Below are 13,870 nucleotides of genomic sequence, written 5' to 3' on the forward strand. Positions count from 1 at the left end.
GTCATTGATAATGTTGAGCAGGTTTTCCCCCGATTCATTAATATAATTAAGATATTGGGTCTGAATTTCATTCAGTGGTGTTCTGAGAAGAAGATCGGAAAATCCGATCACTCCGTTGAGAGGCGTACGGATCTCATGGCTCATATTGGCAAGGAATTCAGATTTTGCCTTACTGGCCATATCGGCCACTTCCTTCGCATTTCTCAGTTCCTCATTTACTTCGACTGCTTTTGTGACATTCTGTACGGAAACAATCACACCACCTACTTCATCTTCAGTAAGATACCAAGGTCCCACCTTCAGATCATAATGCTGAGTTTCTTTCTGGCCCTTCAGCTGAACAGTGAAATCTTCATTGATATAGGTCTTTCCTTTGAGTGCATTTTCATATATTTCTTTTCTCTCCTCCGGAATATCTGGCGATATGGCGAACAAGTTATTTCCGATAAGATCCACATCGTTCATATTAAATTCCTCCCTCCATTGGGTACTTACGGAAACATAATTGAGATCCTTATCAAACATGGCCAGAGGAATCGGAACATCCGTCACAAACGACTGCATCATCGCTTCTTTTCTGGTCACTTCCAATAACATTTTTTTGAATGCATCAATATCCTGGATGATCCCGAAAACCCGGCTGCAGACCTCACCCTCAAACTCCGGGAGCCCTTTTACCCTTACCCAGATCGTAACTCCGTCATTGCGGACAAGCTGCAATTCTTCATCAAAAGGAACTCCTTCTGTAACTGCCCTGTTAAAGAGAAATTCCATCCTTTCACGGCTATCTTCTTTATAGAATCCAAGCGCATTTTCAAAATCAGGCTGGAAATTATTTTTAATTTTATGAATTTCTTTTGTACTCTGGGACCAGAAAACAGTTCCTGTTTTCATATTGACTTCCCAGCCTCCTACCTGGGCAACGGAGCTTGTCTGCTCCAGCATTTTTTTAGTGTAAATAAGATCTTTCTCAAGTGTCATCCTTTCGGTTACATTAAGAGCGGTGCTTACTACATAAGGTTTTCCTTCCTTATCAATCTCCACCATATTATGGTACATCCAAATCAGTTCTTCACCTTCTTTGGTTTTGAGGATCATGGTTCCGAAATCTTCGTTATTTTGCTTGATGCGGTCAAGATATTGTTTTAGTAAAAGCCAGTTTTGTTCCGGCACAAGATCTTTCAGATTAAGACCCGTAACCTCATCTGCAGAGTAATGTAATGTTTCTCTTCCTTTTTCATTTACGGCAAGAATATTTCCTTCCATATCATGCATGCTCATCAGGCCGATGGCATTTTCAAAGAAACTTCTGAAACGTCGTTCCGAGCTTTCCAGCTGCCTTCTTTCTTCGATCTGCTGGGTAATATTAATTCCGAAACAGAATATTTCGGAGTATTTCTGATTTTGTGTAAGATACCATTCTACAATGACCGAAGTCCCGTCTTCAATTTTTGTAGAAGTTGTAAAGGTGGCTTCTTTCATGCTGCCAGGAAATTTTTCAAGTTCCGGCAAAGATTTTTTATCCTGTTCTAAGAGGGTTAAAAAATTATGTTCTATTGCTTTATCTTTAGTAACTGAAAAAACTTTTTCAAAAGCAGGATTAATATCTTTCAGCATAAATTTATTATCCAGCACACAGATAAGATTATTTGAAATATTAAATGTCTGTTGGAAATATTCTGCATTGATGATCTCTCTGTTGCTCATTAAAAGTCTGGTCACAACTTCACCAAGTTTTTTGAGTGCGGAAATCTGGTTTTCCGTAATATTTTTGGGTTCAAAATCGATTACACAGATTGTTCCCAATGCAAATCCTTCATCATCAATAAGCGGAACACCGGCATAGAAGCGGATTCCCCCTTCCAGAATCATAGGATTATCAGAAGATCTTTCATCTAAAAGCGTATCATTGATAACCACTACTTCCGAGCTTGCTACGGAATACTGGCATAAAGTATCCTTACGGTCTACAGAATCTATGGCAAGACCTATACAGCTTTGAATCCTCTGCGTATCTGCTTCCATAATTGATATCAGTGATGCCGGACAGTCCGTAATAAGACATGCCGTTTCTGCAAAAACATCCAGTTCCGGATCTTTGCCAAGATTGATGAGATCAAGAAGCTCTAATTTTTTTACTCTTCCAGCCTCATTGTCAGGAAAAGGATAATTATTCATATTGATAACTAATTTCTTTCATAATGTTAAATATAATTAGAAAATTGCTAAAAAAATAGTTTTTTATAAAGTTTTAGTATTATATCACATTTAAGAGATTAGCATTTTCGGGCTTAAAACTAATAAAAATTTATCTGAGTATCAAAAAAGTACATTACATATGCATCAATGTGGTATTTTTCTCTCTTATGGATATTATAAATTTAAAAAGCTTCTCAATGGGAGAAGCTTATAGAAATGACTGCAAAATGAAGTGATAGATATTTCAAAGATATTTGATATCTAATAACATTTTTATGATTCTTGTCATAAAATATTTTTTTTCACCTTTTACGACATTATGATATTGATCTGTTTTCATGATGCTTATCAAGCTCCAGCTTAAAGCAGCCAAGAATAAATTCTGTATAATACAATTGTGCGTTTACCTGTTTTGTACGGGAATGCAGATCAAGTTTTTCCGAAAGAAGCACCTCTCCTTTATAAACAATAGCAAAATAGGCAAATAGCTTTTGTTTTGATTCCGGAACCGGTGTAGCATATCCTGTAACAGCTATCGACCAGTCGCTTTTAAAAATCTTTGAAACATTCAGCGCCATAGTTTCGGCAATATTAGGGGATACACAGTCGCAAGCCAGCGCTTCAGATTCATCTACCTGCAAAAGATTGATTTTTTCATCAGGTGTATAAGCTGTAATACCGCCTTTATAAAATTTGGAAGCATCTTTCATCTGCGAAAAAGAAAACTGTAAAAACCCCGAAGTAACACTTTCTGCTACAGCAATGGTTTCATCTACTTCCAAAAGGTAGTTTCCGATATATTTAAACAGATTTTGCAGTTCCATAATAAAATATATAAGAGATCTTACGGAGAGTTCTTCTGAACTGATTCCGATTTTTGAATTTTTTAAAATCATTAATTCTGTCTGTTTTGTAATTTAGATCTGAAATCGCCAGACCTTCTTTTGCGAAGCAATCAATTTCAGTAAACCTGAGAATTTAATACAATTTCTGTTCTTAAGGCTTTGCCGGAAGGTCTTCTCCTTCATATGCAAAAGCGTTGCCAGTAAAAACAAACATGGTACCTGAATTTTTCAATTTTTTAGCATAAAAATAAATTGCAGCGAGTAGACTTGTTCTTATAAAAAAGGATTAAATGAATTTAATCTAATTTAGACAATGTGAAAGATAATTCTTATGATTCTGATCAATACGAAATGATTATAGTATAATTTCAAATTATGGAAATAAGAAGAATTAATTTATCTCTTTTAATATAAAGTCAGGTTAAAAGTCTGCGTACTTGTACATTCAAGAAATAATAAAATAAGAATGTTTGTGTGATAAAAAAATAATCTGAATTTTGTCTCCACTTTGTATAAAAGACCAGTCTGATAATGAATTAAATTTAGTAAAAAAAGATTATAAAACCAGAGAAAATATTAACATTTTTATGATTTAAACATCTGTAATGCAATTATGGATAATATTATCCTGGAATAATGCACAATGCTAAATAATATAATTCAGATTATAATTTTATATGAGTAATTTAAAAATCACATCACTTATATAGTATAAATAAATACCATTTTATAATTATAGATAAATTTTATTACTAAATTTATCTATAAAATAAATTGGTCATGCAAGAACAAACAAAAATTACAAAGGAAAAAATATTCGAATTATATGGCGATTATCTTCTAAACAATGGTGAAAAACCTAAAAATGTTTATCTCTTTGCAAAAGAAAATAACTTTGAAGAAATAGAATTTTATCATTATTTTTCAGGATTTGAGCAGATTGAAAAAGAAATCCTCAATCACCTTTTCATTAAATCCCTTGAGCTGGCTAATGAAGTTAATTCTTCTGATGAAATTGCCACAAAAGAAAAACTTCTGAATGTCTATTATATTTTCTTTGAAAACCTTACCATGAACCGGTCTTTGGTGTTATCAGTTTTAGGAACTCATAAAATACAAAATATCAGAATCCTTCAGAATCTTCGGGAAACACACAGACAACTCATTAATACTTTAGATTTTAAAGAATGGGAAATTTTTGAAAAAGCGAAGCAGGATATAAGAACATTCAATGAAAAATCGAGACAGGAAGCATTGTGGCTTCATTTAGTTTCTGCCATTGAATTCTGGAAAAAAGACACTTCGCCTGATTTTGAAAAAACCGATATTTTCATCGAAAAAACTATTGATACCTGTTTTGAATTAATTGATAATGAACCATTAAGAAAAGTATTGGATCTGGGAAAATTTCTTTGGAAGGAAAAATTTAAAATGAGTTGATGTATGGCTTTTGGCCACTTGCTTTTAGCTTTTAATATCCAATTATTGCATTTAAGACTTTGCTGAGTACAATGCTTTTGCCTCAATTTATGATTTATTGTTAGAATCGGCGAAACTTCGTTTTACGAACTTTAAAACAGTCAGCAATAAAAAAATCATTGTGAACATTGCGTTAAAAAGATTTGACAAACAAAATTTAAAAATGAAAACACTCAATAAAATTCCTACAGGAAAAATTGAACGGACAAGCAGCCTTCTCAAAGCAGGAGCAAAAGTCGGGGTCAATTACCTGAAATATTACGGAAATAAAATTACGAAAGATGAAGATGAAGCCCGTAAGATTCTCAATGAAGATAACGCATCAGACATCTACGATTCATTAAAAGAGCTGAAAGGCTCTGCTCTGAAAGTAGCCCAAATGCTGAGCATGGAAAAAAATATTCTTCCGGTAGAATATGTAGAAAAATTTTCGCTTTCACAGTTTTCCGTTCCGCCCTTGTCGGGCGCTTTGGTGAAGAAAACATTCAGAAAATATTTCGGGGAAAATCCGGAGGATATTTTTGATGAATTTTCCTCCGAATCAGTCAATGCAGCAAGTATCGGGCAGGTTCATACCGCAAAAAAAGACGGTCAAAAAATGGCGGTTAAAATCCAGTACCCCGGTGTGAGAGAAAGCATTTCTAGCGACCTAAAAATGGTAAAACCTATTGCCATGAAAATGTTCAATATCAAAAAAGAAGGTTCGGAATCGTATTTTCAGGAAGTGGAAGACAAATTATTTGAAGAAACCGATTATAATCTGGAGCTCAGGAGAAGTCAGCATTTTGCAGAAGAATGCAGTCATCTCCCGAATGTCAGATTTCCACATTATTATCAGCAATATTCGTGTGAAAAAATCATCACGATGGACTGGATGGCCGGAATTCACTTTTCGGAATTTACAAAAAAACAAAATTCTCAGGAAGATTTAAACAAAATCGGACAAACCCTTTGGGATTTTTATATGTACCAGATGCATATCCTTAAAAAAGTTCATGCAGACCCGCATCCCGGAAATTTCCTTATTTCGGAAGATAAAGAATTGCTGGTTATTGATTTTGGCTGTATCAAAGAAATTCCGGAAGATTTTTACACTCCGTATTTTGAATTGGCGAAAGAAGAAAATTTAAAAAATCCTGAAGTTTTCCGTGAGAAATTATTTACATTGGAAATTCTGCGCGAAGAAGATTCGCCACAGGAGAAAGAGTTTTTTTCCAAATTATTCTACGAATTGCTGGAACTGTTTACAAGACCATTCAATCGGGAAAAATTCGATTTTGCTGATGAGTCTTTCTTTCAGGAAATTGCCGACCTGGGACAGCGATACGCCAAAATAAGCAATATAAAAGGAATGAATACCAACCGTGGTTCCAGACATTTCATTTACCTGAACCGAACATTTTTCGGACTGTATCATATGATGCACGATCTGAAAGCAAAAGACGTGGCGATTAATAATTTTAAAAATTACAGTGAGTGATATTTAACCACAAAAGCCACAAAGATTTTTGATGAATTTATAGTTATTCAAAAGTACGAAAAGAGTTTAAAACAGAAATTCAATAGATTTTATTAGCCTTTAAGTCTCTTATATTTTATAATAATTTTTTGTTTCTTTTATGACTTTTGCGGTTAAAATTATAATGATAAAACTTAAAATATGCCATCAGGATTACCCTCCAAAATCTGTGAAGTCTGCGGACTGCCCTTCAACTGGCGGAAAAAGTGGAAGAAAAACTGGGACGAAGTAAAATATTGCAGCGAAAGATGCCGAAAAAACAAAAAATCAACATCCTCTGGTTCACCAAAGATCTGAGAACGAGAGATTCTGAATCGTTATACAACATTTTGCAGGAAGATTTACCTTTTCTCGCCGTTTACGTTTTTGATGCTGACTTTTTTCAACAACAACAGTTCGGATTTAAAAAAATCGGGAAATTCAGAGCAAAATTTTTACTGGAAAGTATTGACTATTTAAAACAAAATTTAAGCGGAAAAAACATTCCTTTCTTAATAAAGTTTGGTAATCCGGAAGATGTTTTCAGAGAAATTTCCGAAGAATTTGAAATCGTGAAGATTTTCTGCCAGGAAGAATGGACAAAAGAGGAAACCGTTATGCAAACAAAAATCCGGCAGATCATTCCAGATGCAGCTTGGGAAAAACCGTATTCCCAGTTTCTTGTACATCCGCTTTTTGTTTTCAAAACGTTGAATAAAATTCCGATGCTTTTCACTACTTTCAGGCAAAAGATTGAAAAAAATCTGTTGATCCGCCCTGAATTTGAATCGGAAAATCTGATGTACAACAAAGAATATATTGTGGCTGAAAGTGACGAAATTTCACTTGAGACTTTAGGTTTTGAAGATTTTGAGCCCGATAAAAGAAGCGCTTTTCCTTTTTCCGGAGGTGAAGATACAGCTTTAAAAAGGTTACATTATTATTTCCGGGAAACGCAGAGTCTGAGCAAATATAAAGAAACGCGAAACGGTTTGTCAGGAACAGATTACAGTTCCAAGTTTTCACCCTGGCTTTCGGACGGAAGTATTTCAGCTGTAACAATTTACCACGAAATTAAAAAATATGAAGAAGAATCCGGAGCCAACGATTCGACCTATTGGCTGATTTTCGAACTGCTCTGGCGGGATTTTTTCAGATATATTTCCTTACAGCATAAAGATTTGATTTTCAGGAAAACCGGAATTAATCATCAAAAATATTTCTACAAAAATAATGAAGAAGCAGTTCAAAAATGGAAAGATGGAAAAACTGATTCCGATTTTGTGAATGCCAATATGCTCGAATTAAAAAATACCGGCTGGATGAGCAACAGAGGGCGACAGAATGCAGCTTCCTATTTCTGCAAAGTCCTGAAACAGGACTGGAGAATAGGGGCCGCCTATTTTGAAGAAATGCTGATTGATTATGATGTGCACAGCAATTATGGCAACTGGATGTATCTTGCCGGAGTCGGAAATGATAACCGCAATCGTATTTTTAATCCCGAAAAACAGGCAGAAATGTATGATCCTAATGAAGAATTCAGAAAATTATGGCTAAAAGAATAAAACATACCGCCCAACTGGTTTTTCCGCATCAGCTTTTTAAAGACACTGATTATCTGCATAAAGACCAGCCTGTATTTCTCCTGGAAGAATTTCTGTTTTTTAAACAATATTCATTTCATCAGCAGAAAATTGCATTTCACAGAGCAACCATGAAATTTTATGAAAATGAACTAAAAAAATCAGGTTTTGAGGTGGAATATATCGAGAGTTCATCGAAATTTTCAGATATCAGGAATCTAATTCCGAAACTTGAAAAAGAGGGTTATACAACCCTAAGAACTACGGACGTCTGCGACCACTGGCTGGAAAAAAGACTTCAAAAAACAAATCTGGAAATTGAAATTCTGGACAGTCCTCTTTTCATCAACACGAAAGAAGACCTTAAAGAATATTTTAACGATAAAAAATCCTATCATCAAACCGATTTTTACAAACAGCAGAGAATCACCCGAAATATATTGATGAAAGCCGGAAAACCGTTAGGCGGAAAATGGACCTACGACACGGAAAACCGTAAAAGATACCCGAAAAATAAAAAAGCTCCTGCGATCCATTTTCCGGTAAACAATGAATATTATGAAGAAGCTAAACAATATACCGAAAAATATTTCGCAAAAAATTACGGAACGCTTACGGAGGAACAGCTCTACCCTACTACTTTCAAAGAATCCGAAAAATGGCTGGAACAGTTTCTGGAAACGCGTTTTCATGAATTTGGAATCTATGAAGACAGCATGGTGGAAAAAGAACACTTTCTCCATCACAGCATCCTTTCTCCGTTGATGAATGCAGGATTGCTAACTGCTGAAAATGTTCTGGAAAAAGCGATTTCGTTTGCTAAAGACAATGATGTCCCGGTAAATTCCCTGGAAGGTTTCGTACGACAGATTTTAGGATGGAGAGAATTTGTGCGTGGTGTTTATATTTATCAAGGAACCTATCAGCGGAATAAAAATTACTGGAAACATCAACAAGAGCTTCCCGAATCGTTTTATACAGGCAAAACGGGAATCCGACCGATTGACAGTTCGCTCCAGAAGATTCTGAAAACCGGTTATGCCCATCACATCGAACGGCTGATGATTTTTGCCAATTTTATGAATCTCTGCCAATTCAATCCAGATGAAGTTTACCAATGGTTTATGGAAATGTTTATTGATTCGTACGACTGGGTAATGGTTTCGAATGTCTATGGTATGAGCAGTTTTTCAGATGGTGGAAAAATGAGCACAAAACCATACATCAGCGGAAGCAATTATATCAAAAAGATGAGCGATTATCCCGATGGAGAATGGACGAAACAATGGGATGCGCTGTTCTGGAATTTTATTAATGACAATAAAGATTTCTTTACTAAAAACCCTCGTCTGGGAATGATGCTGAGAACACTGGAGAAAATGCCGGAAGAAAAACGAAAGCAGCATTTTAAAACGGCAAGGGAATTTATCGGAAGTTTAAAATGATTTTTAGACATAAACAATTGATTGGTAAAAGTTTGGTAAAACAACAAAAAAGCTTTGTAAATAGAGGCTTTCCTTGGTCAGGCTCAGGATAAACTAAGCTCAGCCTGACAATGCAAAGTAAAAAGTTAGTATTAGAGATGTCATCCTGAGCTTGTCGAAGGATCTTACAATAAAATTTATAATATGAATAAAAACCTCAACATACAACAAATCGACAGAATCATCGAAATGGCATGGGAAGACAGAACTCCGTTTGAAGCCATACAATTCCAGTTCGGAATAAGTGAATCGGAAGTGATTGAACTGATGCGTTCGGAACTGAAAGAATCAAGTTTTAAACTTTGGCGGAAAAGGGTAAATTCCGGGATAAGCCAGAAACATTTAAAAAAAAGAAATGAAGAAATCAACCGTTTTAAATGCAGCAGGCAAAGAGTGATCAGCAATAATAAAATTTCGAAAAGATAAGAGGCTTACAATTTATTTATTCTGATTCTTTAATAAAATAATGAAGAAAATTTACAACAACCTATAAAAAACCAAAGCAAAAAGTTCTGCTTTGGTTTAATTGATAATAGAGTTTAAGAATAAATTACTAGCCTTTACTTCAATTTGATCTATTCATATTTAGAAAAATCGACAGCAAATATACATCTGTTGACCTGACTTCCATTTTGTGCTCCTGCATTCGGCTCATATTCCGTGAGGCTCCAGAGGTAACTATATTGAGATTCGTAGTAGAGTGATTCTGCTCCATAAGGCCATCGGTAGCGCACCGTATCGTCGGCTCCGTCTGTATAACGTGCTAATCTAGCATTTGATCCGTAAGAATTGCTTGGAGATCCTGTACATGAGAGCCATGTTCTGTTCCCCTTTCGGAATACGCCCTGTATTCCATGCGCATGATTATCCGGAAAAAGACTATTCTTTGGAGCAACCTCTGAAATTCCGGCATTCTGAAGTATTCCACTTGCATTAATCGGGAAACCAAACACCTTTGGAATAATGGAAGCATCAGCACTACCTGCATAATATTGCCCGGTCCACAACTCAGTTCCTTCTTCATTAACCTGTACAGTAGAAAACGGATTGGCATTATTGATCTTCTGATACCCAACCTGAGGCAATATATATCGATAATTAAAGGCGAATAAATTACCATTGGCATCTTTACCACACTTATCATTGGTGGTATCGCCGGTGCTCACTTCAATGATCTTGTTCAAATCAAACACCCGAACCCCTAAATTGGTACTGCTGAGATATATTTTACCTTTAAAATAAGCTATTCCGCCCGCATGCACATTCAGAGGCGCGTAGGAACCGTATTGTGAATAGGCTGTTGTATTGGCGGGAATATCAGGCTGTACCAACAGCATGTGGCGGTATGTAAGATAGGTGCCTGAACTTGGACTGATGTCAATAAGAGTAATACGGGATCCTTTAAATTCGGCATCATTTTTTGCATACCAGCTTACCAGCAGATAACGGACGCCATTTTTGGTAAATCCTGCAATTCCCTGCGGTCTCCAGATTGATGTTGTTTCATCATCGGTATTCCAGCGGATTCCCCTTACCCTGTTTTCTTCCGGAATATTGAATCCGTAAACCTCTGTGTAGGCACTTCCGCCGATTGCCTGCCGGTTTTTGTCGATCTGAGAAGGATTTAAAAAACTAAAACCGGAGCTGATATAAGCACTTGTATCAACATAGGCATTGACAGTAGCATCCGTAGCTGCTTTATTGGCATGGGTTTGTGATGAAAGCTCTTCTTCCGTTGAAGCTGAAGCCCATTCATTATTCTGGCATCCGACACCTGTAAGAACAAGTAAAAGCATCCAGCCGAGGAATTGTTTCTGAAGCATAAGCAATTTAAATTTTTAATAGTTATAATTGCCTGCGAAACTATCAGATTCTCTTTTGATTCAGGTCTCGTAATCGTTAATTATGTATTAAGTTTATGATTCCGGAACGGTTGTAAAATCTTCAATACCGAAAATTTCAAGGTTGCTTTAATAAAATGTAGCTGCTTATAAAACATGAAACCTCGCATTTTGCAAGGCATTTATTATTGCTTATGGATAGCTATGTGCTTTATTTGTAAATAAAATACTATACCTATTTCTATGTTTATTAATATAAATGAATTTATAATTATTTATATTTTCTGGTTTTAACGTAATCTTTTTCTTACCATCAATAAAAATTGAAACATCACTTAAATTATTTATAATACATGGAGCTGCAAATCCTAGTGTTGGTTTGGTCTCAATATTGCGATTAACGATAATTTTATTATCATTAATAATTTTCACCACATTATTAAAGTTTGATTCAAATACAATTAATGATTTTTCATCTTTATGAAGCTCATATTTATTATATAATACTTTTGATATTCCTTCTATTTTATTTGACAAACCTTCATTTTCATATAAAAAATGTATATTAGAGCAACTTGTTAAGAATAGAAAAAAAATTACAAAGTAAATTTTATATATGTTATTCATAATTCTATTGGCTATCTAGTTTTTTTGCTGTTCTTCTACCTTATTTATAATTGTTTTCTCTACAGGCACGAGCGGGTTTATTTATGCTTACTTAGTAAAGACAGAGCTCCTGCCGGCGTTTTGCTGTCGGAGATTTCCGAAGACCCATTCCTTTAGGCGGGCTCATTTCGGAATTTTCTGACCCTGTTATCCTTTTGGCGGGATACCTTCGGAGAATTCCGAAAGCCTGTTCCTTTCGGCGTTATGGTTTCGGCTGTTCCCGATACCTTCCTCCCTTGGGCGGTGGCTTTAGGAAGGCGTTTGCCGAGATTCAGGATTTTGGTCTTCGCCCCCGCTTTCTTTCGTACTGCTGTATTTGGTAACGGCACGATGCATTAGCATCGCTGTAGATTAATCTCACATTCCAAGATGGTCCATATAATTATAAATACCTGTTCCCAGTGTGTCAAAATAACCTTCCGAAGTCGGGATGATCCTTAATTTCATTCCATCAGTGGTCATGGCTCCGGTTTCATCTTCCCAGTAATAAGTAAACTTATACTGGAACCCATCCAGGTAATCTGTCTGCAGTCCTCCAAAGAGCTTCTTTACTTTTACTCCGTCCGCACGGTACACATAATCTGTTACCTGAGCATCCTGAGTAATCTTCTTCGGTAAATTTAAATAATTATATTGATTTTAATGTAAAATTAAGTTTTACAGTTTTATAAGAAACATAAAAACCCTTGCAAAATTGCGAGGGTTCTTTGTATCTACAGGCACGAGCGGGACGCTCGAGCCAGCGGGGGAGATTCCTAACGAAGTAACTTTTGACGATAAAAATACTATTGAGCAAATGCAACTTATCCAGCAATTGGACAAAGAAGATAGAACAACCGTCTTCAAAATTGTAGAAACAATGCTCACAAAGAAAAAATTTAAAGACTTCTTTAATAAAAATGTAGCTGCTTTATAACACAAAAACCCCTCGCAAACTTGCGAGGGGTTATTTTTATCTGCTCAAAGTCGGGAGACTTTGCGCAGCGGGGGATCAGGTTTTATATAGACTCTGACTTTATGTATTTCCTATCAATAAATTTAATCAAAGAATAATCTTTAGAAGTCATCTCCCAAAAACCATCATCAAAAAATTCTAGACATATCTGATTATTTTTATAAGCATCTATTTCATCAGAATACATTTTTATGTTTTGTATAGAATTATCTATCAATATTTCAATCTCATATATTTGTTCTATATTAATTATTGCCTCTAAAAATAAATTTAAATCTGTGAATATAGTTACAGCTTCTGATAATTTATCATTAGAATAGTCTATAGTTGATCCATAGAATCTCACGATTCCAAAATTATATGATCTATATTTAGAATCAAATTCAACAATATCATTTAAAAATGACATTAACTCCGTAACCTCACTTTGATTGCTTTTAATTTTTATCTTTTTATATTCTGACATAATATTAATCTATTGGCAAAGCTGTTTTCCCTCTTGATTTTGCACCTCCTGTTGGATTAGGTTCCCATTTATGCTTATGTGGATTTGGATGATTTTGGGGACGTCCATGATCTGTCATGTCATAATCCCACTCGGGCTCCCCATTTTTAAATTCTCTTCCTTGCCTATAAGCACCTTTTCGCCCTTGTCTTGTGCCTAATTGTGTATGGTGGGTTCCTGCTGCTTCAGGGTCTTCTTCTGCGTGTCCATGCTTACTCTTTCTTAATGGATCATCACTTGTTCTTCCATCATCAGGTACTTTTACCCCATTTACATCTTTATCTTCTTCGGCGGTATCTTCAGTGTTTAAATTTCTATAACCAGCACCAGGATCTGCAATTGTTGTATATCCTGCACTTGGAGGAGCAAGCTGATTATTTGCCCACCAGATTCCAGCACCTACTAACATCAGAAAAGCTACTGCATCAGCAGGACCAGGAGCAGGAGAATCAGCTTGCGACACATACAAAGCTGACATTGCCAAGCTTGCAGGACCTGTATTACTATTGCTGGATTTGCCTTTTACTGTAACTTCTGTTATAACAGAACTTCCATTATTGAAATCTTTCCAAACTCCATTTTTTTTGTCCCAAAAAAACATTCCATCTGAGTCTTCCCAAACTTCTCCATCGTGTCTTCCATCACGATCTGGAAAAGCCCACTCTCCTTGCATTCCTGTAGGATCATTGAAACTTATCGGATTATTCCAAACATAACTGTATGCTTCATGAGTGTACTGACTTCTCGGATCCACCACACCCCATCGTCCAATATCCGGCATATAAAATCTCGCTCCATAATCATACATTCCT

13 protein-coding genes are annotated in these 13,870 nt (G+C 35.7%); 6 read left to right on the forward strand and 7 right to left on the reverse strand.

The window, feature by feature from the left end; all coding sequences use genetic code 11:
- Nucleotides 1-2,178 (reverse strand): PAS domain S-box protein (locus U9K52_RS20650; protein ID WP_322927940.1); only part of this gene is annotated, 2,178 nt, incomplete at its 3' end.
- Between the two features lie 338 nt (nucleotides 2,179-2,516).
- On the reverse strand, nucleotides 2,517-3,095 hold the full coding sequence (locus tag U9K52_RS20655) for a CinA family protein (protein WP_263602865.1): 579 nt from the start codon (nucleotides 3,093-3,095) through the stop codon (nucleotides 2,517-2,519).
- 729 nt (nucleotides 3,096-3,824) lie between these two features.
- Here U9K52_RS20655 and U9K52_RS20660 point away from each other — a divergent pair.
- The 6 genes from U9K52_RS20660 to U9K52_RS20680 all read left to right on the forward strand — a co-directional run bounded on the left by U9K52_RS20660 (nucleotide 3,825) and on the right by U9K52_RS20680 (nucleotide 9,517).
- Nucleotides 3,825-4,484: a TetR family transcriptional regulator C-terminal domain-containing protein gene (locus tag U9K52_RS20660; protein ID WP_322927941.1), complete on the forward strand. Its 660-nt coding sequence runs from the start codon at nucleotides 3,825-3,827 to the stop codon at nucleotides 4,482-4,484.
- A gap of 202 nt (nucleotides 4,485-4,686) precedes the next feature.
- The gene (locus U9K52_RS20665) at nucleotides 4,687-6,003 is read left to right on the forward strand and encodes an ABC1 kinase family protein (protein ID WP_322927942.1); all 1,317 of its coding nucleotides are present in this window, start codon (nucleotides 4,687-4,689) and stop codon (nucleotides 6,001-6,003) included.
- A 180-nt stretch (nucleotides 6,004-6,183) separates the two neighbouring features.
- Entirely contained in the window at nucleotides 6,184-6,339 is a 156-nt protein-coding gene (locus U9K52_RS21355; RefSeq protein ID WP_082423549.1) for a DUF2256 domain-containing protein, read from the forward strand.
- Nucleotides 6,291-7,589 carry a DASH family cryptochrome gene (locus U9K52_RS20670; protein ID WP_322927943.1) on the forward strand — a complete coding sequence of 433 codons (1,299 nt, stop codon included), beginning with the start codon at nucleotides 6,291-6,293 and terminating at the stop codon, nucleotides 7,587-7,589. The genes U9K52_RS21355 and U9K52_RS20670 overlap by 49 nt, the downstream gene beginning before the upstream one ends.
- A complete protein-coding gene (locus U9K52_RS20675; RefSeq protein WP_322927944.1) occupies nucleotides 7,574-9,052 on the forward strand; it encodes a cryptochrome/photolyase family protein in 1,479 nt (492 codons plus the stop codon). Before U9K52_RS20670 ends, U9K52_RS20675 begins: the two co-directional genes overlap by 16 nt.
- A 183-nt stretch (nucleotides 9,053-9,235) precedes the next feature.
- The gene (locus tag U9K52_RS20680; protein WP_248393773.1) at nucleotides 9,236-9,517 is read left to right on the forward strand and encodes a TIGR03643 family protein; all 282 of its coding nucleotides are present in this window, start codon (nucleotides 9,236-9,238) and stop codon (nucleotides 9,515-9,517) included.
- Nucleotides 9,518-9,666: 149 nt separating this feature from the next.
- On the opposite strand, the gene U9K52_RS20685 is transcribed toward U9K52_RS20680, so the two are convergent.
- The 5 genes from U9K52_RS20685 to U9K52_RS20705 form a co-directional block, all read right to left on the reverse strand.
- Nucleotides 9,667-10,914 carry a hypothetical protein gene (locus tag U9K52_RS20685; RefSeq protein WP_322927945.1) on the reverse strand — a complete coding sequence of 416 codons (1,248 nt, stop codon included), beginning with the start codon at nucleotides 10,912-10,914 and terminating at the stop codon, nucleotides 9,667-9,669.
- A 210-nt stretch (nucleotides 10,915-11,124) separates the two neighbouring features.
- On the reverse strand, nucleotides 11,125-11,469 hold the full coding sequence (locus U9K52_RS20690) for a hypothetical protein (RefSeq protein ID WP_322927946.1): 345 nt from the start codon (nucleotides 11,467-11,469) through the stop codon (nucleotides 11,125-11,127).
- Between the two features lie 486 nt (nucleotides 11,470-11,955).
- Nucleotides 11,956-12,174 (reverse strand): hypothetical protein, encoded by a 219-nt coding sequence (locus U9K52_RS20695; RefSeq protein ID WP_322927947.1) that lies wholly within the window; start codon nucleotides 12,172-12,174, stop codon nucleotides 11,956-11,958.
- A gap of 422 nt (nucleotides 12,175-12,596) precedes the next feature.
- Nucleotides 12,597-13,019: a hypothetical protein gene (locus U9K52_RS20700; RefSeq protein WP_322927948.1), complete on the reverse strand. Its 423-nt coding sequence runs from the start codon at nucleotides 13,017-13,019 to the stop codon at nucleotides 12,597-12,599.
- A 4-nt stretch (nucleotides 13,020-13,023) separates the two neighbouring features.
- On the reverse strand, nucleotides 13,024-13,870 hold an 847-nt coding region (locus U9K52_RS20705; protein ID WP_322927949.1), incomplete at its 5' end, for an RHS repeat-associated core domain-containing protein.

Origin of the sequence: Chryseobacterium sp. MHB01, assembly GCF_034651565.1 — a bacterium.
In the GTDB taxonomy this organism is placed as follows: domain Bacteria; phylum Bacteroidota; class Bacteroidia; order Flavobacteriales; family Weeksellaceae; genus Chryseobacterium; species Chryseobacterium nepalense.